Annotated in this window: 18 protein-coding genes and 7 pseudogenes; 8 read left to right on the top strand and 17 right to left on the bottom strand. The window is 55.9% G+C overall.

What is annotated here, in order from left to right; genetic code table 11:
- Nucleotides 1-128 precede the first annotated feature (128 nt).
- Nucleotides 129-227, bottom strand: a pseudogene (locus J3P73_RS37875) (DUF4236 domain-containing protein); the annotation flags it as partial.
- Nucleotides 228-1,353: 1,126 nt separating this feature from the next.
- Between J3P73_RS37875 and J3P73_RS34740 the strand changes: the two are divergent.
- Nucleotides 1,354-2,106 carry an IS6-like element ISRle39A family transposase gene (locus J3P73_RS34740; protein ID WP_184328265.1) on the top strand — a complete coding sequence of 251 codons (753 nt, stop codon included), beginning with the start codon at nucleotides 1,354-1,356 and terminating at the stop codon, nucleotides 2,104-2,106.
- Nucleotides 2,107-2,163: 57 nt separating this feature from the next.
- On the opposite strand, the gene J3P73_RS34745 is transcribed toward J3P73_RS34740, so the two are convergent.
- From J3P73_RS34745 to J3P73_RS37880, 7 genes are all read right to left on the bottom strand, one after another.
- Nucleotides 2,164-3,237, bottom strand: a complete 1,074-nt coding sequence (locus J3P73_RS34745; RefSeq protein WP_207580349.1) for a sensor histidine kinase — start codon at nucleotides 3,235-3,237, stop codon at nucleotides 2,164-2,166.
- Nucleotides 3,230-3,814, bottom strand: coding sequence for a response regulator (locus J3P73_RS34750; RefSeq protein WP_342357699.1), 585 nt, complete (start codon nucleotides 3,812-3,814; stop codon nucleotides 3,230-3,232). The genes J3P73_RS34745 and J3P73_RS34750 overlap by 8 nt, the downstream gene beginning before the upstream one ends.
- Nucleotides 3,815-4,460: 646 nt before the next feature.
- The gene (locus J3P73_RS38375) at nucleotides 4,461-4,544 is read right to left on the bottom strand and encodes an autoinducer binding domain-containing protein (protein WP_128408929.1); all 84 of its coding nucleotides are present in this window, start codon (nucleotides 4,542-4,544) and stop codon (nucleotides 4,461-4,463) included.
- 20 nt (nucleotides 4,545-4,564) lie between these two features.
- Nucleotides 4,565-5,488: a DMT family transporter gene (locus J3P73_RS34760; RefSeq protein WP_207580350.1), complete on the bottom strand. Its 924-nt coding sequence runs from the start codon at nucleotides 5,486-5,488 to the stop codon at nucleotides 4,565-4,567.
- A complete protein-coding gene (locus J3P73_RS34765) occupies nucleotides 5,485-6,261 on the bottom strand; it encodes a gamma-glutamyl-gamma-aminobutyrate hydrolase family protein (protein ID WP_164580008.1) in 777 nt (258 codons plus the stop codon). The genes J3P73_RS34760 and J3P73_RS34765 overlap by 4 nt, the downstream gene beginning before the upstream one ends.
- A 13-nt stretch (nucleotides 6,262-6,274) precedes the next feature.
- On the bottom strand, nucleotides 6,275-7,621 hold the full coding sequence (locus tag J3P73_RS34770) for an O-acetylhomoserine aminocarboxypropyltransferase/cysteine synthase family protein (RefSeq protein ID WP_164580007.1): 1,347 nt from the start codon (nucleotides 7,619-7,621) through the stop codon (nucleotides 6,275-6,277).
- Between the two features lie 40 nt (nucleotides 7,622-7,661).
- The gene (locus tag J3P73_RS37880; protein WP_342357700.1) at nucleotides 7,662-8,780 is read right to left on the bottom strand and encodes a fatty acid desaturase; all 1,119 of its coding nucleotides are present in this window, start codon (nucleotides 8,778-8,780) and stop codon (nucleotides 7,662-7,664) included.
- A gap of 603 nt (nucleotides 8,781-9,383) precedes the next feature.
- Here J3P73_RS37880 and J3P73_RS34780 point away from each other — a divergent pair.
- Nucleotides 9,384-9,722, top strand: a pseudogene (locus J3P73_RS34780) (IS6 family transposase); the annotation flags it as partial.
- A 48-nt stretch (nucleotides 9,723-9,770) separates the two neighbouring features.
- On the opposite strand, the gene J3P73_RS38215 reads toward J3P73_RS34780, so the two are convergent.
- Both J3P73_RS38215 and tnpC read right to left on the bottom strand, forming a co-directional pair.
- Nucleotides 9,771-10,076 carry a hypothetical protein gene (locus J3P73_RS38215; RefSeq protein WP_128412837.1) on the bottom strand — a complete coding sequence of 102 codons (306 nt, stop codon included), beginning with the start codon at nucleotides 10,074-10,076 and terminating at the stop codon, nucleotides 9,771-9,773.
- A pseudogene (gene tnpC, locus J3P73_RS34790) lies at nucleotides 10,076-10,933 on the bottom strand (IS66 family transposase); the annotation flags it as partial. The pseudogene tnpC and the gene J3P73_RS38215, both read right to left, overlap by 1 nt.
- On the opposite strand from tnpC, the pseudogene J3P73_RS37885 reads away from it, so the two are divergent.
- Nucleotides 10,929-11,188 (top strand): annotated as a pseudogene (locus J3P73_RS37885) (IS6 family transposase); the annotation flags it as partial. The pseudogenes tnpC and J3P73_RS37885 overlap by 5 nt on opposite strands.
- A gap of 85 nt (nucleotides 11,189-11,273) precedes the next feature.
- Here the strand turns inward: J3P73_RS37885 and J3P73_RS34795 are convergent.
- The 4 genes from J3P73_RS34795 to J3P73_RS34810 all read right to left on the bottom strand — a co-directional run bounded on the left by J3P73_RS34795 (nucleotide 11,274) and on the right by J3P73_RS34810 (nucleotide 16,738).
- The gene (locus J3P73_RS34795) at nucleotides 11,274-12,809 is read right to left on the bottom strand and encodes a class I adenylate-forming enzyme family protein (RefSeq protein WP_164580011.1); all 1,536 of its coding nucleotides are present in this window, start codon (nucleotides 12,807-12,809) and stop codon (nucleotides 11,274-11,276) included.
- A 341-nt stretch (nucleotides 12,810-13,150) separates the two neighbouring features.
- Nucleotides 13,151-14,758 (bottom strand): acyl-CoA carboxylase subunit beta, encoded by a 1,608-nt coding sequence (locus J3P73_RS34800; protein ID WP_028744282.1) that lies wholly within the window; start codon nucleotides 14,756-14,758, stop codon nucleotides 13,151-13,153.
- A gap of 1 nt (nucleotide 14,759) precedes the next feature.
- Nucleotides 14,760-15,263, bottom strand: coding sequence for an acyl-CoA carboxylase biotin carboxyl carrier protein subunit (locus J3P73_RS37890; protein WP_050578840.1), 504 nt, complete (start codon nucleotides 15,261-15,263; stop codon nucleotides 14,760-14,762).
- Nucleotides 15,260-16,738 (bottom strand): acetyl-CoA carboxylase biotin carboxylase subunit, encoded by a 1,479-nt coding sequence (locus J3P73_RS34810; RefSeq protein WP_028744283.1) that lies wholly within the window; start codon nucleotides 16,736-16,738, stop codon nucleotides 15,260-15,262. The genes J3P73_RS37890 and J3P73_RS34810 overlap by 4 nt, the downstream gene beginning before the upstream one ends.
- Nucleotides 16,739-17,454: 716 nt before the next feature.
- On the opposite strand from J3P73_RS34810, the pseudogene J3P73_RS34815 reads away from it, so the two are divergent.
- Nucleotides 17,455-17,642 (top strand): annotated as a pseudogene (locus tag J3P73_RS34815) (IS6 family transposase); the annotation flags it as partial.
- Between the two features lie 5 nt (nucleotides 17,643-17,647).
- On the opposite strand, the gene J3P73_RS34820 reads toward J3P73_RS34815, so the two are convergent.
- On the bottom strand, nucleotides 17,648-18,673 hold the full coding sequence (locus J3P73_RS34820) for an LLM class flavin-dependent oxidoreductase (protein ID WP_207580351.1): 1,026 nt from the start codon (nucleotides 18,671-18,673) through the stop codon (nucleotides 17,648-17,650).
- 630 nt (nucleotides 18,674-19,303) lie between these two features.
- On the opposite strand from J3P73_RS34820, the pseudogene J3P73_RS34825 reads away from it, so the two are divergent.
- The 3 genes and pseudogenes from J3P73_RS34825 to J3P73_RS34835 all read left to right on the top strand — a co-directional run.
- Nucleotides 19,304-19,551, top strand: a pseudogene (locus tag J3P73_RS34825) (IS6 family transposase); the annotation flags it as partial.
- Between the two features lie 287 nt (nucleotides 19,552-19,838).
- Nucleotides 19,839-20,918 carry an IS630 family transposase gene (locus J3P73_RS34830; RefSeq protein ID WP_164580004.1) on the top strand — a complete coding sequence of 360 codons (1,080 nt, stop codon included), beginning with the start codon at nucleotides 19,839-19,841 and terminating at the stop codon, nucleotides 20,916-20,918.
- Nucleotides 20,919-21,049: 131 nt separating this feature from the next.
- Nucleotides 21,050-21,370 (top strand): annotated as a pseudogene (locus J3P73_RS34835) (transposase); the annotation flags it as partial.
- A gap of 55 nt (nucleotides 21,371-21,425) precedes the next feature.
- Here the strand turns inward: J3P73_RS34835 and J3P73_RS34840 are convergent.
- Both J3P73_RS34840 and J3P73_RS34850 read right to left on the bottom strand, forming a co-directional pair.
- Nucleotides 21,426-22,406: an IS5 family transposase gene (locus J3P73_RS34840; RefSeq protein WP_207580405.1), complete on the bottom strand. Its 981-nt coding sequence runs from the start codon at nucleotides 22,404-22,406 to the stop codon at nucleotides 21,426-21,428.
- A gap of 560 nt (nucleotides 22,407-22,966) precedes the next feature.
- Nucleotides 22,967-24,049, bottom strand: coding sequence for a hypothetical protein (locus J3P73_RS34850; protein WP_207580352.1), 1,083 nt, complete (start codon nucleotides 24,047-24,049; stop codon nucleotides 22,967-22,969).
- A 225-nt stretch (nucleotides 24,050-24,274) separates the two neighbouring features.
- On the opposite strand from J3P73_RS34850, the gene J3P73_RS34855 reads away from it, so the two are divergent.
- Nucleotides 24,275-24,478 (top strand): cold-shock protein, encoded by a 204-nt coding sequence (locus tag J3P73_RS34855; RefSeq protein WP_027690931.1) that lies wholly within the window; start codon nucleotides 24,275-24,277, stop codon nucleotides 24,476-24,478.
- Nucleotides 24,479-24,503 lie beyond the last annotated feature (25 nt).

Consider the following 24,503-nt stretch of genomic DNA (forward strand, 5'->3'; position numbering starts at 1 on the left):
GTGACCTGAGCGGGCGGTGGCTCGCTCACAGCCCGCTGTCGACGTTGGCCAGCATTGCCAAGTGACGTTCGATAATACAGTCCGCCTCGTCCGGCATGGATATAGTGGCCCCGAGGTCCGGTACCGACCCTTAAGCCCTTCGCGCCGACAGAGACGCCGATACCTCCTTGGGAAAAATTAAACCGGAATGGTCCCGCCTTGACTGACTTGCGTATGTAGAATGGCACCCCATGCCCCCCAGTCCCATTGCAACGTGGATGTTACACAGATTCCTGGCTGCAACGAAGAATTTTGTGACTTGGCTTTCAGGTCCGGCCCCGATCGATAGCCGCCAACAGCTCATAACGGCAAGGCAGTTCAATTCTATAAGAACGTCGATGATCCAGGTCAGCGGGTTGTACCCACGGAAGTTTAGCAGCACGTGGTAGAGTGCGACCTCTAGAGTTGGCCAGGGCTTGCGCGGATCGTCAATGCATACCCCATGAAGATCTGTGCAAATCGGATCAGCTGCCGAGCGAGCCTCCTCTCAGCGCTGGGAAATTTGGTTGGTTTGCGCCCTCATTTTCGCGGTTTTCGGCGTATCCGAAAGTACCTAAAAGCTGACCTGAAATCGGCCTATCCAGCTATAAGTTAGCTGGCGCGTCATCCGTAATTGGCCTGTAATCATGTCGGATATTTCTCGGCGGTACTCAGACTCGGGAGCAAATGCCCGCAAAATTTAACATCGCAGCCTGATGTGCCGGATCGCACACATCATCGTTTTTCAAGGAATTATCCTAAGGGCAAGGTGGTCGGGATCGAGCTTCTGATCGACGAAGTCGGCAGCCGCGCGGGACGGTGACCGTGGAATTCATCGCGCGGGGGTATGTCGACAACAACAGCCGCTTGCTGATAGGTTACGCGGGAACGAGCGATGCCAGTTCGTACATGATTCGACGAATGTTTCGTTCAGACCACCGTCAGGTTAATTCGGTTTAACGAAAAATTCCTTGCAACAAATCATGGGGTACGATAGTTATTCGGCCGGGCCTGGCCCACGAGATCGCCTTTGCGGTCGCCCAAAAGCCTCGATGGAAACATCGGAGGCTTTTTGAGTTTTTAGGTCTTCCGCTCGACATTCTCAAAGCAGCTATATTTGGATCCGAGCATCGGCCGCTCGTCTTCCTTAATACGGCAGTCAATCAGCTTTCCATCGCCGATCAGGCGCTGGTAAGGACGATTGCTGGCATGATAGCCGCCCATGCAGATCGGCCAAAGATACAGATCCGCCGGGCGTGTCGCAAAGTTTTCTGTTAACGCGGATTTGAGATTTGGATGGTGAAACGGCGCTCCGATTTGTTGGCGCGCGGTTTCATGATTCTGAATGCGATTGCCGAAAAACTTAAACGCCAGTCGAAGGACGATTTCAAAGGCCGGCAATTTGAAGCGTGGCTGATCATTCAGGCGGTTTCCTGGTATTTGCGCTATCCGTTGAGCTATCGCGATCTCGAGGAAATGTTCAAGGAACGCGGCTTCGAGGTGGATCACAGCAGCGTCAATCGTTGGGTGTTGGCCTATGCGCCGATGATTGAGAAGCGGTTGCGCCAGTTCCGGAGACCGCATTGTGGTTCGATCCGGGTCGATGAAACATACGTGAAAATTCGGGGTCAATGGCGCTATCTGTACCGGGCTATCGATAAACACGGCAATCCGGTGGATTTCCTGCTCACCGCAAAGCGTGACCTCGACGCTGCCAAGCGTTTCTTTCGCAAGATGCTGAAGGATGAGCCTTTGCTTTCACCCGGCAAAATCGGCACAGATGGTGCCAATACCTTTCCTTCAACGATCAAAACCTCGGTCGAAGAGGGGCTGCTCCATCCTGATCCCGTGCATTATGTCACCAAGCACCTGCAGCAAGGCATTGAAAGCGACCATTTTCGGGTGAAAAAGAACATGCCGAAAATCGGTGGGTTTCGATCATTCAATTCAGCCCGGCGAACGATCGCAGGTTTCGAGGCGATACTGTGGTTGAGGAAGGGCTTCGGCTTTTCTGGCGGCTGGACCGTCAACGATCAGAATGATCTGCTTGCGCGCCTCTTCGGACTTCAAAAAGTTAACAAAGCATGAAAATGACGCCGTTCATGGGATAATTGCGAGCCGCAGAAATGTTTGCGACAGCCCCCTCTAAACCCTCTCTACGCCGGAGGCGTGCTTTGGCAGCAGGATCGTGACTTTGAAGCCTCGTCCGCAATCAGTATCTATGGAGAGCTCGCCGTGATGGGCATTTACTATCGTCTTCACAATTGCCAGGCCAAGACCGCGACCCTCGGGAACGCGCTGTGGCGAGTCTCTGCCGCGCCAGTTCCGATCGGAAGCTCTATCCCGCACCGCGGCCGACAAGCCAGGGCCCGTGTCCGCGCAAACCATCACAGCCCAATCCTCGTCCTCATAGGTCTGGACGGTCACGGTACTCCCCGGTGCGTAGCGGCGGCAGTTGTCGAGCAGCAGGCGCAGCAACTGCTGCATTCTCTCGGGATCGGCGAGGCAAACTGCGCGATCGAACTGTCGCTTTATTTTGATGCTGGCAGGCACCAAATCGTGCTCCGTCGAGGCGGTTAACGTCTCAGCTTCCACCGCGAGGTCGATCTCTTTGATATTAAGATCAAGCTTGTGGGCCCTCGAGAAATCAAGTTTTTCTAAATCGTTGGCCATAGAAGTTAGAAAGTTGACATAGGGAATCATGCGAGCGAAGAGCTCCGGGCTTGGTTCGATCACACCAGTCGAAAGTCCACGCAGATTACCTAATAGCACGGTCGCGGACGTTCGGAATTCATGCGCAATCGCTGAGTTCCAGTATTTGAGGTCTACTTGCAACTCCTCCAGGCGTTCGGCCATCGCGTTAATATCGGCGGTAAGGGCATAGGTCTCCTCGAACGAGTTTGGGGGCGCCGTGACACGCACTGAATAGTCACCGGCGGCTATCGAATGGGTTGCAGCTGCAATGGGTGGCAGAGCACTCACGATGTCTTCGGCTAGGCGACGGCCGACAATGGCGGCGGGAATAAGAACGATTGTTGCCATTATGCTGGTTACGGCGACATCCCCCCAGGGCGATTCATAGTCTTGGGGAAGCAATTCATCCAATGTCGCGAAATATATTGTAACTCCAAGGTAAAAGGCCCCAAAAGATATGAAGGTTTGCACGCTCAAAGCGCGAAAGATCATCCTTTTGACATTTCTAGTCTTGTATCTAGTCATGTGTATTATCCATTCGGTATCCAACGCCCCTGCGGGAGACCAACATACCGTGAAGGCCTGCCGCATTTAGTTTGGATCTCAGATTGTACATATGAGAATCGATGGTCCGCTCGAGCGGCGGATCGTCTGGATTACATTCGTCAGTCAATTCAGGACGCTCGAACAGGCGGCCGGGGGAACGAGCCATACGATAGATAAGCTTGAACTCCGTTGGAGTTAGCTTCAGGTCTTTTCGTCCAGTCGGTTGATCTACCCATGCGGTGCGTGCGGACTGGTCGACGGTCAGTTTTCCCAAGCGGATTGGCAAATTGGCGGTGCGATCACCGCCCCTCCCTAGCACCGCGTTGGTATGGGCTACCACCAAGTCCGGTTCGAACGGTTTGGCAATGTAATCATCTGCTCCGCATCGATAGCCCTGCAGTTCGTCAATAGGCTTCCCCCGCCCCGTCACCATAATCACCGGCGTATGGCCGCGCCGCCTGATTTCAGCCAATACGTCAAAGCCGTCCCGGCGGGGCAACGAGACGTCCAGAATGACGAGATCGGGTTTCAGCGTCCAGTGGTGCGCAAGGCCTATTTCTCCATCGGAAGCCTCCTTCTCTGTTAAGGTAAATTTTTAACAGAGCACGAGTTTCCTCATCGTCGTCGATGATGAGGATCAATTCATTACACATGGCGTGCCTCCTAAAAGTAATGGGTGCCAAAGAGGTATCGCGACGCGTCGGGTCAAACCGTGAACTCGAATCGCTGCAACCTTTATTGAGCACGTAGCTTATGTGCCCGGCCATAACGTGGACACCAACCCAGGGAAGAATAAACGGCGATGACCTCGCCTCGGAACATATATTTTGCCAAAGAGCGATCGGCCATTATTCAGACAAGGCCTTCTACCATGACATTTATACATATTTTGGTAGTATGGAGTGTTGGACTTTAGAGGAATTGCGCCGCAGTGTATTTACGGTTACTACGGCTGAACCTCAATCAATCCGAATCTTACTGCTCTCAATACGGCAACTATTCTGTTCCGGGTCTTCAGTTTCCTCATGCCGTTTTTATGTCCCAAGACGACTTTCCTTTTGCGACCCATGAAAGACACTCCTTTTCACTCCCAGTCGTTGCAGTCTAAGGTGTTCTCGACCTTCACGTGAAATAACCAGGCGGCAAATTGGAGGTGGTTGATTCAAAGTCCTTCAGTTCACTCGCTTCTTTTTGAACAAAACTCATGGTCGAGAAATGCCCGCCTGCCCGCGAAAGGGAACAGTAACACCCGCGTTCAAACCGAACTTTTTAGCGTCATCGAAGATGCGTCGTTGGTGTTGTCACGTTACTCCCTTTCGCCGATTGGGCGTAACTGTGTGGGGACGCCGCGACGATCAGGCATTGACGTGATTAACGCACCAAGAATGATAGCTAGGGACGCACACGTTCCTGAACCTGTCAGCCATTCGCCGAAGAACACGGCGGCAAAGAGCGCGGAAAAGAACGGCTCGCTCGATTCGATGACCTGTGTTTTGTACGCTTCGATATGCTGCAGGGCGAGGATCGTGCAGTAAAAGCCACAAAATGACGGAATAATGCCCAGCGACAACAGGCTCGGCAATGCGTTTGGTGATGGGATTTGTGCACCGCTCCAGAAATAGGGCACGGCGAGCATGACCAGCCCATACGCCAGGAACAACCAGAAGTTTTCCAAGGAAGAGCGGAGCTTGAAGAATTTCCATGCGAAGATGAAGCTGGCATAACCCAGGCCAGCAATGAGGGCGAGAGTGACGCCCATCATACTTACCGTTGCCAGCCCGTCGCCAGCGATCAGGAAGAAACCGCCGAGAAAGACCATAACCATGGCAAACGCCTTCCGCGTCGTTACTCTTTCCTTCAGGATGATGATGTCGAACGCGATTGCGCCAAGCCCGCCGGCAAAAACGAGGATGGCGACAAGCGGGATCGGCGCATAAGCGAAGGCGCTGGTTTCAAAATGATAAAGCGTAAAGATGCCAAGTGCGGAGCACACCGCAATTTTCCACGACCCCGCGAAAGCGGAAGTTAATCGGACCAGACCCCCAGCTTTCCAGAGAACGACGATCGAAATCAGCGAAAGCGCGATACCGCAACGCCAGAACGCGACAGCCGTGGGATCGAGACCTTCCTTGAAGGCGGAGCGGGACAGTACACCGACAGTTCCATTTGAAAGGGCCGCAAGAAGGGCGAAAGCAGCGCCGAGAATTGGCGAAGGATAACGACTTTTCATGGCTGTAGCATTTTTCTTTTCACATGCAAATGGCACGCCTCACCGAAGGCGCGGAAGATTTCACCGCTGAGCGGATCCTCGACGTGAAACCATTCAGGATGCCATTGCACAGCTGCGGCAAATGTCGTTGCCTCCTTTACCGATACGGCTTCGATGACGCCGTCCACGCTCCGCGCATCGACAGCAAGACCATCCGCCAACCGCGCAATGCCCTGCTGGTGCAGTGTGTTGACCGAAACAGAATTTGTATTCAGGCGGCGAATGCACTCCGCGATATGGCCATTACCTTCAGCGACAATTGCATGTGAGGGAGCGTATTGAAGATCACGCGGGAGAGACAGATCTTCGACATGCACACCTCGGCCTTCACCTTCCGAGATATCGCTTGAAAGGGTGCCTCCAAGTGCAACATTGAGTTCCTGCAACCCACGGCAGATTCCGAACAAGGGGACGCCCAGCGACAAAGCAGTCTCGATCGCAGCGATGCTCGTCCTGTCGCGATCAAGATCAAGGGTGCTGGCGTAAGCCATCGAACCCCCGTACCGTGACGGTGATACATTTGACGCCGCGCCGGTCAGGAGCAATCCGTTGAAGGCCAACAGGCAGGTCCGCAACTCTTTGTCGGTAAGTCCCACGGGGATAAGGACTGGCAGGACGCCAGCGGTGAGGTGCAAGGCTTCGAGATAACGGACGCGTACCACATCGTAATCAACGCCGTCGACCGTCTGGCGATCGCAAACGACACCAACGATCGCCCGGCTGTCTTCTGCCATAGCGGCCACTGTGTCAGGCCCCCTCAAGGGCTTGACCGATATCAGCAAGGATATCGTCGACATGTTCAAGCCCGACAGAAATCCGAATCGTTCCGTCGCGCACGCCGGAAGCCAGGCGCGCCGCTTGCGGCACCGACGCATGCGTCGTGGAGGCCGGATGCGTGGCGAGTGTCCTCGCATCGCCGATGTTTGCAACATGGTAGACGAGTTGTAGGCGCTCGATAAACCGGCGGCCGGCATCGATACCGCCGGCGATCTCGAAAACGATCATCGGGCCGCCATGGTCGCCCATGTTTTGCTCGGCGCGACGCCGTTCCAGCGTTCCGCCAAAACTCGGATAGGTCACTTCGAGGACGTTCCGATGCTCCTTGAGATATTCAGCGACGCGGCGGGCATTGGAGCAATGTCGCGGCATTCGCAATGGCAGCGTCTCCAGGCCCTGGATGCAGAGAAACGATGCGAATGGTGATGGACAGGGGCCGAAGTCACGCATGAGCGTATTGCGCATCTTGAGCAGGAACGGGCTGGCTCCATAGGGACCGGGCAGATCACGCGCAGCTTCAAGCCAACGGATATTACCATGGGAGATATCAGGGAGCGTCATCAACGGAAATCGTTCGGAATAGGCATTCCAATCAAAGGTGCCGCCATCCACAACAACGCCACCAATCGTGGTGCCGTGGCCGCAGATGTATTTTGACGTGGAGTGCAAGGTCACATGCGCACCGAGCTCAAGCGGGCGTGTGATGAGAGGGGTCATTGTGTTGTCAACGATAAGCGGAATGCCCATTTCATCCGCAATCGCGCCGACCTCCGCGATCGGGAAAGGCGTGAGTTTCGGATTAGGCAAGGCTTCGGCAAACCAACAACGCGTACGGTCGTCTGAGGCTTCGCGGAAACGTTCAGGATCGCTCGGATCGACGAAACGCGTTTCGATCCCGAGCCTTTGAAAGGTATTAGAAAGCAGATTGATTGTCCCGCCATATAGATGAGCGGAACTCACAATGTTGTCGCCCGCCACCGCAATATTCAAAATGGCGAGCATAATCGCGGCCTGGCCCGACGACGTTGCCAAAGCCGCGACGCCGCCCTCCAGAGAAGCAACGCGCTGCTCGAATATATCCGTCGTCGGGTTCATCAACCGCGAATAGGTGCGTCCCTCTCTGCGCAGATCAAACACGTCCGATGCGTGGTCAATAGATTCAAAAGCATAGGCGTTCGAGAGATAGATCGGCACAGTCGTCGCGAGAGTTGTCGGATCGTAACGATAGCTGCCATGAAGCACCGCCGTCTCCACGTGCAGCGCGGGCGTCGGAACGGGTTGTGTTGTGGCGATATTTCTCTGGGTTTTGGTCAACATTGATTGTCTCCGGAAATCTGTTCTTCTCGAGAATTGGCGTTTAAGCCGGCAACAGCGCTCTTTCGATGAAGCGCTTCCGATTCTGGTCCCTGATCAGCATCAGAATGGAAGGTTCACCATTTGGGCCAGACTGAAATATCCCGCCTGTCTCGGAGCAGTGCGCCGCATATTCGGGATCGCGCATGCGGATGGCGTGCGCCTCAGGTAGACGCCAGAATGGGGTGGTCGGATCGAGGTGATGATCGAGATGATAGTTGTCGTTGTTGATCCCCGTCAGCCACTTCTCGATGTTCCGGCTTTGACGGTTTCGCGCCATATGAAGGTTGACGTGCTGGTTGTCGATGGAGCTGCAGTGCTCAGACATCTCGATGAACCATCCGATGATATGGAATGAGGTGACGTAGGGAACGACCCAGAGAAGGAGGAATTCCAGGAAATAGCCGGAGACCAGACCCGTCGCGGCAATAGACGCCCAGAATGCATAGAAGCCCCAGCGATCGAATTCATAGCGCCACCCTTCTCCACGCTGAACTCGCGTAGCGCTCTCCTTGCCGGAAAGGGAAGCGACAATTACCTGGTATCTGTTACGTACCAGATACTCGAAATAAGCGCAGGTCTTCGATCCGAGTAACGGAAGAATGATGATCCTCCAGAAAAAGGAACGATCCGTCCGCGGCGTGAATACGCCTTCCTTTAAAAAAAACTCCAGGTCGGGATCGGCGTCGGCTCTGCCGAGGAAAGGGTGATGACTATGGACATGAGATTCCTTGTAGGCAAAGTGGCGCTGAAAGATCGGCCAGGCGGTTGGCCACGTGCCGAGCAGGAAGTTCAGCAAACGATTCTTTGTCAGAACGCCATGCGCGGAATCGTGCAAAATGGTGGAAATGCCCCTTTGATGCGCGCCGATCATGATTACCGCGAGAGGATAGAACCACCAGCTTACATCAACGACCAGCCACACAAGGGTAGCGATCATCGCATAGTCCTTCACGATGTAACCTGGGCCATGCCAATTGTCAGTCTCAAGAGCCTTGATATCACGGGTGATGGATCGATCGAAGCGATGGTGCGTATAGCGATCAGGCGCTTCGATACCATTGTAGAGAGGTTGAGCATGACTGTTCATGAAAATACCTATTGCTTGATATTGAAGCGCCATTCCGTCGCATAGGCTGATAACGTGACATCGCCCTCTGCAGCATCCCACGGGCGTAAAGCAGAAGCTCGGCGCGACGTCTCGCATGGGCGAGCGAACCTTAAGCCGACTGTCGATGCTCTGCGGAGCGCGGCCGTGCGCTGGGCACATTGGAAGGCTCGCGTACTCGTAGTGTGCACCGAAGAGTTCTTGCATCGCCGCGAGAAGCCAATCTTCAGGGTTTCGTTCAATCTTTCCGATTAAGATCGCAAGGATGTCCCCTTCGTTGGTCTCGTCGGCACAAGTCATCATTGGCGTCTCCTTGTTGGCGTCTATATGTACTGAGTAGGTTCAGGTCCCGTGGAGGCTGGATGGAGCGTTCATGGAGGCAGTGTAAACTTAACGCAGTGAAAACAAGAGTAACCGCCCGATTGCTACCGCCGAGATTTTGCTTTGATGCGAGCGACGAGCAGCTCGTCGTCAACAAAGCTGTCGAGGAAGTCGTTCCATTCTTGGGATGTGCGGCGGGCATCTTTGAGCGTGAGCGCAACGAATGGCCCACGGCGGTATTGTCACGTTAACTGGGCTGCGGTTGCCTGCCTGACGGGTTGGGCGTAGATTTCGGCGATGCATTCACGAGATATCAGCTTCAAGCGTCACCGTTTTCCGCCGCAGATCATTGCTCACGCCGTCTGGCTTTATCTGCGGTTCAACCTTAGTCTGCGTGAAGTTGAGGAAATGCTGCTCGAGCGTGGAATCGACGTGTCATACGAGACAGTCCGTCGCTGGATCGCTAAGTTCGGGCCCCAGATCGCACGCAACTTGCGGCGGCGGCAGGCGCGCCCCGGCGATATTTGGTATCTGGACGAAGTCGTCGTGAAATGCGCTGGAGAGAAATTCTGGCTCTGGCGTGCGGTCGATCAACATGGCACCGTTCTCGAAGAGATATTGCAGAAGCGGCGTGATAAAAGTGAGCGTCCGGCGAATGCATTTCTTGCGTCTACGAGGCGCAGTTTAGGACTTGCGGCTTAGCTCATCTGCCATGACGCGCTCGATCATCTCGGGATCGCATTGTTCATCGACGAGGAACTGGCGGATTCCACCATCCCACGTCCGTATGTCGGCCAGGAGATCTCGAAGGTCGTCAATTCCATTTTCGGTCAGGCCTTTTGTGCCATCTTCACTGCCATCGCGGACATATACCAATTCGCCTTCGGCGATATTGTCCGAGTTGGCGGTGACTTCCTCGAGTAGTTCAAGGTTCTCGCCGATCATGACGGCGACTTCTTTGAGCGTGTAGATGAACCTCGAGCGTGCCATCACGCAGCCTCGTATCGGTCTTTCGCCGGCACCCACTGCCACGGCAACAATTCCTGGAGCCGATCCTTGGGATGGCTCTGGATCCGGGTCAGGGCGTCTGTGAGATAGACCTCCGGATTGTGGCCATGGAGTTTGGCAGTCTCGATGATGGTCAGGATGTTGGCGATGCGCTCACCGCCCTTGTCTGACCCGGCGAAGAGCCAATTTTTTCTTCCGATTCCAAGCGGACGCATGGCTCGTTCAGCTATGTTGTTATCGATTTCAACACGGCCATCGTCGATGTAAACGCTCAACGCTGCCCATCGCGAGAGGGCATATCGCATCGCTTCCGCCAGCTTCTGCTTCTGTGGCAGGGTCGAAAGCGTCTCTTCTATCCAGCTCTTGAGGTCCGCCAGAAGGGGCCTGGCGTGTTGCTGGCGCAGTGTACGCCGCTCCTCAGCCGACATGCCGCGGATACGATCCTCGATATCGTAGAGCGCACCGATGCGCGACAGCGCTTCGTCAGCGATCGGAGATGGCTTTAGCTTGATCACATCGTGGAACTTGCGGCGTACATGCGCCATGCAGGCGGCCTCGATGATCTGGTTGCCGTAAAGCTTCTTATAGCCACCATAGCCGTCCGCGTGCATCACGCCGCTGAAGGCAGCGAGGTGGTCGGCTGGATGCGCGCCCTTGCGGTCGGGGCTATAGTAGTAGGCTATGGCTCTGGGCGTGGGATCTTGATAGCCGCTGCCATCGAAGACATAGACCCAGACCCGCCCGGTTTTTGTCTTTCCTCGCCCAGGGTCGAGGACATCGACTGGGGTATCGTCCGTATGTATTCGGTCGACCGCGGCGATATGGGCTCTGATTAGCAAGGCGGAAGTGGCACCCGGCCTTGACCATTGGTCGCACAAGGGCCTCAATAATCGGGCCGAGAACAGCCATCTGCCGTTTCGAAAACGGGAACGAACCATGCAAGGCCACCGATCACGTTGCAACGGTTCGTCTCCATGCACTCAGCGACCCGCAATTGCTTTTCAGTTCCGTCCCGTCGCCGCGCCGCGCAAACAATTCGCTACCATCGGCTCGAAGCTTTCGATGCATGGAAAATTGCGGCCTGTGTCGCCTGAATATCCACGAGCCGCTGACCTTTCCAGCCAGAGAAACTTAACGTGACAACACCCCGAGACGCGCTCCAAGAGCGATGTCAGTTTATCAGTTGCTGCCTTCTTGCTCGCTGGACCGCGCTTGGAGCTCTTTCAAAATCGAGTACTGAATCTTGCCCAGCGCTGTTCGCGGCAATTCCCTCGTGAAAATGAACTCCTGCGGAACCTTGAAGCGAGCGACCTGGGACTGCACATGCGCGGCCAATGCTTCCGCTTCGATCCGTGCCCCCACCCGCCTGACCACGTAGGCGACCGGCACCTCGCCCCAGCGCGAATCAGACCGACCGACAACGGCGCATTCCTTGACATCAGGGTGCTCCCCGAGCACACGCTCGACTTCGGCTGGATAGATGTTTTCTCCGCCGGAAATAATGAGGTTCTTCTTGCGATCGCGAACCCAATAGTAACCGCCGGCATCCCGGTGCCCGATGTCACCAGTGCGATACCAGCCGTCACACAGTGCCTCGCGGGTCGCTTGATGATCGCCCCAGTATTCACAGAAGACATTCGGGCCGCGCACTGCGATTTCGCCTGGGGCACCGGCCGGCAACTCCTTGCCGGCGTCATCAATGATCATCGCATCGCAGCATAGACCCGGCAGGCCAATAGACCCGCAGCGTGAGAGATCACCCCCAAGCCTCGTGTAGATGGCGATGGGGCAGGTTTCTGTGGAGCCATACACTTGAAGGACCGGTACCCCTCGCGCGGTAACGCGTTCGATCAGGGCCTGGGACACAATCGTTGAGCCGGTTGAAATGGCCTTCAAGGAGTACAGGTCGGCCGTCCACCACGCGGCGTGGTCAGTCAATGTTTGGATGGCCGTCGGTACCAATGCCGTAAGTGTTGGCCGATCGTGCTCAAATGCAGTAAGTGTCGCACCTGCCGCAAATCGGGAATGGATAGTGACCGTCGCACCATGGTGCAAAGCCGGAGTGGTCTGAATGTTGAGCCCACCCACGTGAAAGAACGGCAGTACCGACAACACATGATCTTCCGACGTCAGAGCATGCATGTGCTGACTCATCATCCCGTTCCAGAGCAAAGCTTCTTGTCGGAGGACCGCGCCTTTCGGCCGCCCGGTAGAGCCAGAAGTGTAGACGATCAGAAGCGGGCAGCTCAAGTCAGCATGTGAGTTGCGGCTATCACCGCTGCCTTGGGCCAACAGGTTACCCCATGTGCTCCCGCGAGGGGGCGTGAAGTCCAAACCGACGACTGAGGTGTCGGGCAGTGTGTGTGCCAGATGCGGCAGAAGGCCGTTGAACGCCTGCTCGACAACCAATACCCTTGCTCCGGCATTGGACAAGATGAAGAGCTGCTCAGCCGGCGCGAGCCGCCAATTCAAAGGCAGCATAATTGCGCCAAGACGCGCACAGGCATAGAGAAGAATTAGATACTCGGGCCGGTTCAGGCTGAGGATGGCGACGCGGTCGCCTTTCGTGACTCTCAGCTCTTTGTTCAGGGCCCGCGCGGCTTGCTCGATAGATCCGCGCAACGCGGCGTAGCTTAGGGTCTCACCCTCGAAATGAATTGCGGCCTTGTTTGGAGCAAACGCCGCATTGCGGTCAATCAGTGTGCAGAGATCCATTGTCACCTATTCCTTCTGTCTGGAGCCGCATGAGACTTGGTCCGGCGCAGTTAAGCTGCTGATAACGTGACATCGCCGCGTGAAGGCATCGGCGACGAATTTGGCGGGGTGCTTCAGCGCTTATTTGATTGGACAAGGGCGAGAAAGCATCGAGAACCGCAGGCCTGGCAGAAAACGATACTGTCGCTTGGATAGGAAGCGACGATCCGGCTTGCTAGTTCAAGATTCCGTTGCTCGTTGGCGGGCGCGATTGGTTCAATGTTCTTCTCTGCGTCTTCTATCACTTAGACCCGTCCGCGCATATTTTTCGATCAGAAGGAAGGCCGAGAGGGGGAGCCGCACTACATTCTAAAGATGCCATAATGTGGCGTCTCAATGGGAGCATTGAGCGAGGCGCTCATGGCGATTGCGAGCGCGTTTCTGGTGTCAACAGGATCAAGAATCCCGTCGTCCCAGATTTCAGACGTTGCGTAGTAAGCGCTTGATCGCTCCCTATACTCTTCCAAAATCGACTGTCTCGTGACTTCGTACTCCTGCGCCGATAGGCGCCTACCATCGGCCGCCAGTTGCTTTGCCTTCACATCCGTAAGCACTTGAGTCGCTTGATCGGCACCCATGGCTGAAATCTGAGCCTGCGGCCAGGTGAACAGAAAACGCGGATCGAAAGCGCGCCCGGCCATAGCGAATGTTCCCCCACCGTGAGAATGGTTACAAATGACCGTGAATTTGGGCACCGCCGCTCCAGACACGGCCATGAGTAGCTTGGCGGCATTTTTGGTGATGCCACGTCGCTCATATTCGCTGCCCACCATGAAGCCGGTGATGTTCTGCAAGAACAACAGCGGCGTCCGATTCATGTCGCACAACTGGATGAAGTGAGCGCCCTTCAGCGCACTGTCGTCGAACAGCACGCCGTTATTCGCCAGAACACCGATTTGGTATCCATGAAGGCGCGCGAACCCGCATACCAGAGTTCGCCCGTAGAGCGGTTGGTATTCATGGAACCTGCTGCCATCGACCAAGCGCGCGAGAATCTCCCGCATATCAAAGTGCACTCGAGGATCTCTTGGAATTATGCCGTATAGCTCAGATGCATCATAGGCGGGCGGCTCGGGAGCGACTCGATCGATCGAGACTTTTTCGGGACGATTGATACGGCCGACTAAGTCGCGGGCAATCGCAATCGCGTGCATCTCTGAATCCGCGATACAGTCGGCCGTTCCCGATACACTGGTTTGCATGTCAGCACCGCCGAGCTCGTCGACAGACACGTGCTGGCCAGTCGCAACTTTTACAACCGATGGACCGCCGAGAAATATCGCTCCGCTTCCCTGGACGATAATGTTGTACTCGCTAAGCGCAGGAACGAAAGCTCCTCCCGCGATGCAATGTCCCATCACGAGGGCGACCTGCGGCACGCCCATCTTCGAGAGAATGGATTGGTTGCGGAAGATTCTGCCCGCGTGGTGGCGATCCGCGAAGAGTTCCGCCTGCAGAGGCAGAAATCCACCGCCACAGTCGCAAAGATGAACGACGGGCAGACGGTTTTCGATTGCTATATCCAGGGATCGGACGATCTTTTTGACTGACAGCGGATACCATGCTCCACCCTTCACGCTCGGGTCATCTGCGTGAACGATCACCTCGCGTCCCGCAACGATGCCGATGCCGACGACTTGCGCTGCGCTGGGCACGCCCCCGTTGTAAGCCTCGTTCGCAGCCAGTGTCGAAAGTTCGAGGAAAGGGGTTTCTGGATCAAGCAAAGCCTCCACCCGGTCGCGAACAAAGTGCTTGTTTTGTCGCCGCAGGCGCTCGCGGTCGCGCTCGGGACGGTCGAAGCGGACCGCACGCTGGCGCTCCTTTAATTCGGCCGCAAGTCTTCTGTTGTGGAGCTCGTTGAGGCGAAATTCTTGCGAGTTCACGTCGACAAGAGAAGCGATGCGCTGCATCTTAATGCCCTTCCTCTTTGATCGTAACTAGTACCGCGCCATGCTCGAAGCTCTCGCCTTCGCTAAAATGAATTCGGTCGACCACCCCGTCCTGTGGCGCGCGTATGACGCTTTCCAGCTTCATGCTCTCGATCACCATCAGCCCGGAGCCTGCGGCAATCTGGTCGCCGGGCAAAACCGACGTTTTAACCACCACGCCTGGCATCGGCGCGCGCGCCACAAGAAGACCTGCATCCTTTTTCACGAGCGAATGGGCTAACAATGGGTCTCGGTAGCGCAGAACGCGCGTCCTGCCGCGAATATGCAGATGAATAGTGTCACCATCGATCGCAAACCTTACCGACTCGTTTGCGCCGGCAATAGTAAGAAGGCCGCTACCGTCGCCTTGATGGGAGAAGTCGAGCGGTACGAGTATTTCGTTCCCCAAATGCAGGCGATACCCCTGCTGACAGCGTGAAAGCCACAACTGATAATCTACACCTTCAAGCTCAAAAACGTGGTTCACGCGTTTCTCCAGCCGCCGAGCGAGGCGTGAAGCTCAGGTACGGCATCTGCCGAATCGCACACTGGCCTCGTCAGGAGAGCGGCGGCTGCTAGGAAGGTCGACAAGTCCGAAGTGGAGTCGCCAGCGGTCATCTGCGGATTTTCGTCAAGATATCCAGTATGGACCTGTCCGCTTAAAAATTGCTCGTCGGCAAGGACGCCCGCTAGAAAGCTCGCGTTTGTTTCGCAGCCGAGGAGCACCAGCTCCCGCATCACGCGTTCGACCTTCAGCGCAGCCTCATTACGCGTGTGCGAATGTACGATCACCTTCGCCAGCAAGGAATCAAAGGCTGTCGTTATCTGCTGACCCTGCGAGATGCCACTGTCGATCCGTAGGCCTGGACCGCCGGGATACTCGAGCACCAGTACCTTCCCCGTCGTGGAAGAAAAGCCGCGTTCAGGAGCTTCAGCACACACCCTCGCTTCGATCGCGTGTCCTCTCGACACGATATCTGACTGTGAAAATCTAAGCTCATGGCCCCCGGCGACATAGAGCTGTTCGGCAACAATATCGATGCCAGTGATCATTTCGGTGACGGGATGCTCCACCTGCAGGCGCGTATTCATCTCGAGGAAATAGAACTCTCCTCCATCCACGATGAATTCCACAGTTCCTGCATTTCGATAGTTGGCGGCTCGAGCGATGCGCACGGCAGCTTCGCAGATTCTCTGGCGCAACCGCGGGGAAATCGTTGACGCGGGCGCCTCCTCAATGACCTTCTGAAATCTGCGCTGGACCGAGCATTCCCGCTCGAACAAATGAACGACGCTTCCGAAGGAGTCGCCGAGCACCTGTACTTCGATATGCCGTACCTTTTCGATATATCGTTCGATGTAGAGCCGGCCATCCCCGAAGTAGCGCTGCGCCTCGCTGCGTGCCTCCGCAATGGCGTCTTCCAAGGTGTCGAGGTCGCGGACGATCCGCATGCCCTTGCCGCCGCCGCCGGCTGATGCTTTTACCAGCAAAGGCGCTCCAATGGATCGCGCCCTCAGAATGAATGAGGCAGGGTCATCTTCTTCGATCGCTGAATGCACGACCGGAATCCCGTTCCGCTGAACGAAGTTGCGGGCCCGAATCTTGTCACCCATCAATTGGATGCTCTCAGGAGTAGGCCCGACGAAAATGAACCCAGACTCGACCACTGCCCTTGCGAAGTCCGCATTCTCTGCAAGGAACCCATAGCCTGGGTGAATCGCCCCGACGCTCGCCTCGCGGGCGGCAGCGATGATTTGTGCGGTATCAAGATAGGCCGCCACTGGCGTGCGACCGCTCACGGCAATCGCCATGTCGGCCATTGAGACGGCCGGCGCTCCCGCATCGAGATCATGGTAGACAATTGCGGAGCGCAATTCAAGCTCGCGCAGGGTCTTGATGATGCGTACGGCAATCTCGCCTCTATTGGCGATCAGAACGGTATCAAAGGGTAATTTTCGCATTCGCCTATTTGTCTACCTTAGGGCTGAGATCAGATTTGCAGGCCCTTTGTAGTGCTCTCCATCTCCGTATAAGGGCCTGCAATCTCCCATGGATCGGGTTCGCAAATGATCCCGCGTTGTCACAATCTCGTTGTGGTCGTTGTTTTGATGGCAGGGTAGCCTCATCCGCAAACCGAAGCCTGGTCGACGGATCGCTGAGCAGCAGCAATTCCTCAATAGCGTAAGCAACGAGCCCACTTGGGCGCGACAATTGCGGTTCGTGCAATACCCTCCCTGGTGGGCAGGTGGACGGCAGAGACGGAGCGCGTCTGTTCCATGGGCGTCATTTCGGATGCGTATTTCACTTGGCCTGTTGGCATGATCCTTCTCTCGATCGGCTGGCACCCGAGACACCGAGCCGAGATCCTGTTCCCTAAGATGCAGCCCCGGTACACGGCCGTAACTGTAGAGTAGACGCAGGGTAACATCGTAGGTAACGTCGACCTTTGCAGGTTGTGGTTCAGTAGTACAATTTGAGCCAACCCCACGCCCTTGTGGCGCTTTCTTGCAACACCGCATTTGCTAGTTTTTCCTCTGTGGATGTCCTTGACCACTGTATCCGGCAAATGCCGTAGTTAGCTGCTAGCGCGCTCCCCCGCTGCGGGACTTAGCCAAGCCTGTTTGTCCATGCCGGCGTCATGGTCCTTTTCTAGGTCACAGCCTCATGAGGGGCTGAGATGAAATCGCTGACTCTGAGTTACAAGAACCACCGCTTTCCACCGCAGATCATCGCCCGCGCAATCTGGCTGTACTTCCGGTTCCCTTTGAGCCGGCGGCGGTCGAGGAAATGCTGTTGGGGCGCGACATTGTCGTGTCTTACGAAACGATACGGCAATGGAGCCGCAATTCGGGACGGCTTTACGCATTCAATCAGCTTCGATCCATAAGGCCGGACTGAATGGCCAGGGCGGTGAACTGGGAGGCCTCCAGTGGCACATCTCCAAACGCGAGTTGACAAAGAAGGTAGTTGGCGCCCGCCTCTTCCAACTGCTCGAGGAGAGCCCGGCGCACAATAGCTGCCGTTCCTACTACGCATAACTCGCTCTCGATTGCGGCATCTAAGGTCAGCGGCAAGTTTGGCGGAACGGGGATCGCGTTGAGATCGTACAGGAATTTGAAGTTCTTGACCCATCGGCCGTAGGCAGGTGCCGCGAGTGAATGGGCATGCGCGGCAGAACGTCCGACCATTACCATTCGGAGCAATCCGAGAAAAGGCACTGGGTCGTCCGCGCCAGTGTTGTGCACTCGATGGGAACGGAAGGCATCAGTAATTTTGCGAACACCAGACGCGGGTCCTTGGCACGCGATGTTTGCGCCGTTCGCAGCGGCCCAAGCCGCAGACTCGGGCCGGTTGGTGGCGACCCATATAGGCGGATGCGGACGCTGATGAGGCCGCAGCGTCAAAGGGACATTGTTTAGCTCGAAATGGTTGCCTTGGTAGGATAGTGTGCCGCCCTTGATTGCCTTCATGAGGATTTCGCTGGCTTCGAAGTAGCGCTCCGCCACCGCGTCTGCACCAATCCCGAAGTAACTCAATTCGATCGGGAGAGAGCCGCACCCTATGCCAAGCTCGAGCCTACCACCGCTCAACTGGTCCAGCGTACAGATCTCTTCAAACGCGCGTAGCGGATGACAAAGGCTGAGCAACATGACCAAGGGGCCGACACGAAGCTGCCGAGTGCGCTGTGCGACGCTCGACAATAACAAATTCGACGATGCGCCTCTCCCGTGCGGGGTACAATGGTGCTCCGCGAGGTGATATGCATAAAAACCGAGCCGATCGCACGTCTCGGCTAACGTCAGGCGGTCTGCGTACTGTTGTGCGATGTCGCGACCGTCGTCGTCTAAGTGATCAAAGATGCCGATGGTTAGCTTTGAAGGGAAGGTATGTCTCATTCGGTCATCTCCAACTTTCATGAACGAGCGTAATGCGTTGATCCAACTGATCTGAGACCTGGCTTTTTTGCTGGGCGGACATGATCTTAATTTGCTTGGGCTTTGCGCTGGCTACGCCAGATCAGTCGTTTGGAAGTTGCGCACACGTGTCCTTGCACTTCCGGCTGTTGCTGAGAAGTTTATCCGTCCCCCACGAAGGCCCCCTAGAACGTCGGCGTTGGCCACCCTGGCAGATCGCGTGGAGGGCTCCTTGCGCCAAAAGGCAAACACGGCCAGATGCTGAACCGGGCTATGGGACTGTACTTTCGGTGGGTGGTCTGCCCGAGCTGTGTGGATGTCCCCTTCGTTGGTCTCGTCGGCACAAGTCATCATTGGCGTCTCCTTGTTGGCGTCTGTATGTACTGAGTAGGTTCAGGTCCCGTGGAGGCTGGATGGAGCGTTCATGGATGCACGGCCTGAGGGCCGCCCGCATCTCGGAATAGACGATGGTTGCCCGTCGCCCTACGAGATGGCTCCGAGCAAAGGTTTACATGCGAATCAGCTCTGCTTTGATGGGATAAGCGCTGCCGGTATTGTCACGTTAACTGGGCTGCGGTTGCCTGCCTGACGGGTTGGGCGTAGATTTCGGCGATGCAGACACGAGATATCAGCTTCAAGCGTCACCGCTTTCCGCCGCGGATCGTTTCTCACGCGGTCTGGCTCTACACCCGATTTCCGCTGAGCCTGCGACTGGTCGAAGAAATGCTGCTGGAGCGCGGCATCGTGGTTTCCTATGAGACGATCCGGTGTTGGGCGAGGAAGTTCGGCCCGGATTATGCGCGCCGCTTGCGGCGGAAGGCGCCAGCCCAGATGATGTGTGGCATCTGGACGAGGGTGTGCCGCGAGGCATCCACAGCAATGTGGGAGCCGAGCTGCACGGAAGATGAGGGTAGGTCCCTCGAAACCGACCGTCAGGGGTAGGTTTCAAACCACTGCAAGCTGCGACGGTAAAGAGCCGTGGTGGTGAGCGTTGCAGAAAAGGCGGATCTTAGTGAACCGCGCCGGGTTTGCCGGAGGCTATTGCGTTTAAGTTATGCGGCCATGGCTGGTTCGTCTAGTGGATTGATTGAAACAAAGGAGTCCGAGTTGGGATTCCTTTTCGACTTTCGTTGTGCAACGATATCGTATGCGTACAGGTATCAGATTTGACGTGGCCGCGGCGGATCGAGCCCGCTTGGAAGCGATTGTTGCAGCTCCAACTTCTGCTCAGAAGCACGTGTGGCGAGCGAGGATCATCTTGATGAGCGGTGATGGCTCGGGAACGGTCGCAATCATGGAGGCAACCGGCAAATCCAAAACGTGTGTCTGGCGTTGGCAGGAGCGCTTCATGACTGAGGGCGTCGATGGCCTTTTGCACGACAAGAGCAGACCGCCCGGCATTGCGCCGCTTGATGGCGAACTCGTTGAGCGGGTCGTCGCACTGACGCTTGAGACGCCTCAACAGGAAGCAACGCATTGGACTGTTCGTGCGATGGCCAAGGCCGTTGGGATTGCAGCCTCTTCGGTTGTGAAGATCTGGCATGAGCATGGCCTTGCCCCGCATCGCTGGCGCTCCTTCAAACTATCGAACGACAAGGCCTTTGCCGAGAAGCTTCATGACGTCGTCGGGCTCTACGTCTCGCCACCGGCCCATGCCATTGTCCTGTCCGTCGATGAGAAGAGCCAGATCCAGGCACTCGACCGGACGCAGCCAGGACTTCCCCTGAAGAAAGGGCGCGCCGGCACGATGACTCACGATTACAAGCGCCATGGCACCACCACCCTGTTTGCCGCCCTCAATATCCTCGACGGCTCGGTGATCGGTCGAAACATGCAGCGTCACCGGCATCAGGAGTTCATCCGTTTTCTCAACGCCATAGAGGCGGAGTTGCCAAAGGATAAGGCCGTCCACGTCATTCTCGATAACTACGCGACCCATAAACAGCCGAAGGTCCGCGCTTGGCTAGCCAGGCATCCGCGCTGGACCTTCCACTTCGTCCCTACATCCTGTTCATGGCTGAACGCCGTCGAGGGCTTCTTTGCGAAGCTGACGCGCCGACGTCTGAAGTACGGCGTCTTCCAGTCCGTCGTCGACCTCCAGGCTACCATTAACCGCTTCGTCAAAGAGCATAACCAAAAACCAAAGCCCTTCATCTGGAGGGCAGATCCAGACGAGATCATTGCAGCGGTCAAACGTGGGCACCAAGCGTTGGAATCAATCCACTAGCATGGCGTAATATTGCTCTTCGGCTTGGGACTGTCAGGAATTTCGTGTACGGGCGGGAATTGGTGCAGGGATCAAATTTCAACATTTTTCATCTATGCGGCCGGATCGAAAATAGGTTGATTGATCCAGCATTGCCGCACAAATATAACGCCGCCCGCCGCCATCACATCGGAAAAATGAAGTTCAAAGTGACGAACTGGGCGGAGTATGAGGCGGCGCTTCGCCGCCGTGGCAGTTTGACCGTTTGGATAACGCCGGAAGCTTTGATCGGTTGGGCTGCCCCACGTCGCAGGACGCGTGGTGGCCAGCCTCTCTATTCGGATCTGGCGATCGAAACTACTCTGATGCTGGGCATGGTGTTTGGGCTGCGTTTGCGCCAGAGCGAAGGGCTTTTGAGTTCGGTGCTCGACATGATGGGATTGGATCTGTCTGTGCCCGATCACACCACGTTGAAGCACTGTTGCATGGATCAGACTTTGGACGAGGCAACCCTATCCACTGCATTTTTCATGCAACGCGCTCGAACTTAGGCCGGCCAAGTTCTGTCATCCGGTTAAGAACACGGACGCCAATCTTCGCTTCAGTCTTCTGATTGTCAAAATGTCGGGCTTTGAGTTTGGGCCCGATCACAGCCTTCCATCGACCCATCTGGGTCTCAGCGCGACTGCGCTTGTTGTAGCCGGTGGATTTCTGCCATGCCATCCGCCCTTTGGTCTGGATTTCTGCAATATGGCGATCGCGGACAGATGGAACCAGCACCGATTGAGGGCTGGCAACGGCAGTCTTGGGAGGTGGGATAATAATCTCCACGATCTCACCAAAGCGTGTCGCCAGAAGATCTCGGGTTGGCGTTCCATCATAGGCGCCGTCGGCAATGAACTTCTCGACGGGGCCACCGATCTGGTCCAGAAGTCCTGGTAACGCTGTCGGATCGCCGACATCATCCACGGTCAGATCGGAACAAACAATCTCACCACTGACAAGATTGAGACCAAGGTGCAGTTTGCGCCATCTTTTGCGTTTGGCCTTGGTTTTATGCTTGTTTTCCAGCCACTCGCCCTCGCCGAAGACCTTCAAGCCGGTGCTGTCGACAACCAGATGGACCGGACCTGATGTTGTGGCTCGGGACTTTGTCGACGGCAACGCCAGCCCTTTGCTCCGGCGAGACAGGGTGGAGAAGTCAGGCACGGCAATATCGAACCCCATCAGCGCCGCGACACTGCGCATCAAGCCTTGGGTCTGGCGTAGCGCCAGCCCGTAGACGACGCGCAGGGTCAAGCACAACGTAATCGCCAGATCCGAGTATTTCGGCTGACCACCCCGCGATGTCCGCCTCCGCGCCGTCCATAAAGACAGGGCCTCATCCTTCACCCAGATGGTCAAATCACCACGTTGACGCAGGCTTTCATTATATGCCGGCCAATTCGTCACTTGATATTTCTGCTTGGCAATCTTGTCCCGCCGATCGGCATTGAACTTGTGCGGCATCGTCGAAATCCACATCAGGAGACTGAAAACTTGAGACTGAAAACCACCGCTCAATATCAGTCGACGGGTGATCCACGCAACAACGCCCATCCGATCGTGGTGCCTGAACACGAGCGACGCGTGAGGAATATTCACCGCAGAAACATTTCCTTCCGTCGGCAGTTCCTGCAATGCGCCACCCCGGAGCTTCGGATCGTCGGCCAAGAACTCCAGAATGACGAGAATGCCGTGCTCGGTCATGGTCTGCCAACGCCAGTTGACCTTATTGCCCTTGTCATTTTGCGCACGCTCGAAACCCATTTTCTTGAGGTTCTGCTCGAGTGTCCGGTATGCCTCTGTGTCGGCGAGGATCGACAGATCGACGACGACATCGATATCGCCGGTTCCTGCATGAGGCGGGACGTCAGGCGGCCGCTTGGTGACGATGTAGCGCGGCGCCAGCCCACCGACCAGAAGGACGGAGTCACGCCAGGGGCCGAGCCCGCTGAAAAACGTAACCAGGACGCGCTCACAGTCGCGGGTGACATCGGCACTGTATTCGGTGAGTATCTGGGGCTTTGTCATTCGGGTCCCGCGAATTTTGTCAGCCGAAGATGGTCGGCCAGTTCCTTTGAGCGACCGCTGCCAAGCTGCAGGAGGTCGAGATAGGTTTGAAGTGGATCTGTGACCCAGACATGACCGACCCGTTGACGAAACAGAAAGTCGTGGCGTGGATTAGAGTATATAACTCCCAGATTCCAGCCCTCTTTGACAGCCTTTGCTCCCAGTTTTCGAAGTAGGCTTTCGCCGCCGTGATCGATACGGCAATGGATTTGAGATATTTTCGAGAGGTGCGGTGCATGGATCTGCCCGGCCATGAGCCCGGAAATTTCGTAGCGAACTCCCGTCTCATCGCAGATGCGGTCAATCTCATGGATCGCCTCATCGATATTGGCCATCCGCATATAGTAAGAGCGGAGCGGCTTCGGCTTGATCGAAGCGACATAGGAAGACCACTCGTCAAGCAGCGCGCGGGGGTTGGAGAGTATCCTTTCCTTCGATGGACCGGCACCCTTGGAGTTCACCCATTCGCGGCGCTCTAGTTCGATAAGAACCTGGGATGCAGTTGTCGGAGATACGGATGCCCGCTCGGCCAGTTCATGCACACCGAACCATTGGTCCTTAAATGTCCAGACGGCATGGAGGGCCTGTGCGCGACTCCCAACGAACAGATTGTTGAGCGATCGAGCCTGCTGCTTCGAGGCTGGCTTTTCGACGAGAACAAAGAGATTGTCGGCCGAAAGATAGAGACTGCCGCTACGATCGAAATAACCGATCTTCTCCTCGCGCAGGAGTGCACGTGCACCTGGGGAAATGGTATCGGCCATCAATAGGGGGAGAACTCTGGAATTGCCGGGCGGCATGGCGGCAATGTATTTTTTCAGCTGCCAGATCGCTTCCCTGACGTCTCTTGGAAAAGCCGATCTTTTGACCTCGACAACAAGTTTGAGAATCGCATCAAAAAATCGCGCGTCTATAACGAAATCTGCGTAAGATTTTCCCATCTGCGCCTCAAACATGGGCTCGGACGTGATTTCCCCGCCGGCCTCCATGAGGCTGGCCGTCAACTCACTCAACATATCGAAAGCTATAGGCTCTTCCATCGATATTCCCTGCGCAGCAAATATAGCCTTTATGCAGCATATCCGCGAAAATGTCGATATGTACTGCGCAGCAAACAAACAAAAACTACTGTGCAAGCTCTGGCTTGCCGCGGCAAAAGCGTTCGCGCCTTCTCATCGACGACGTTCATCCGTTGATTGGCAATTGCTCCCGCTATAGGTTCGTTTCGCGCGTGAATATGCCGCAAAGACTAAAGAGGAACTGAGATGGCGACCGGTACTATTAAATTTTTCAACGATGATAAGGGGTTTGGCTTCATCACGCCAGAAAATGGAGGAGCGGACGTATTCGTTCACGTGTCTGCTTTGCAGCGAGGCGGCTCGCTCAGAGAAGGTGACAAGGTCAGCTTCGAGGTAGGCCAGGACCGCAAGACCGGGAAGTCGAAGGCCGAGAACGTCAGCGTGCTCTGACCGCGGGTGCCGCGTGACAGCCTGA

Source organism: Rhizobium ruizarguesonis (assembly GCF_017357285.1).
Taxonomy (GTDB): Bacteria; Pseudomonadota; Alphaproteobacteria; order Rhizobiales; family Rhizobiaceae; genus Rhizobium; species Rhizobium ruizarguesonis.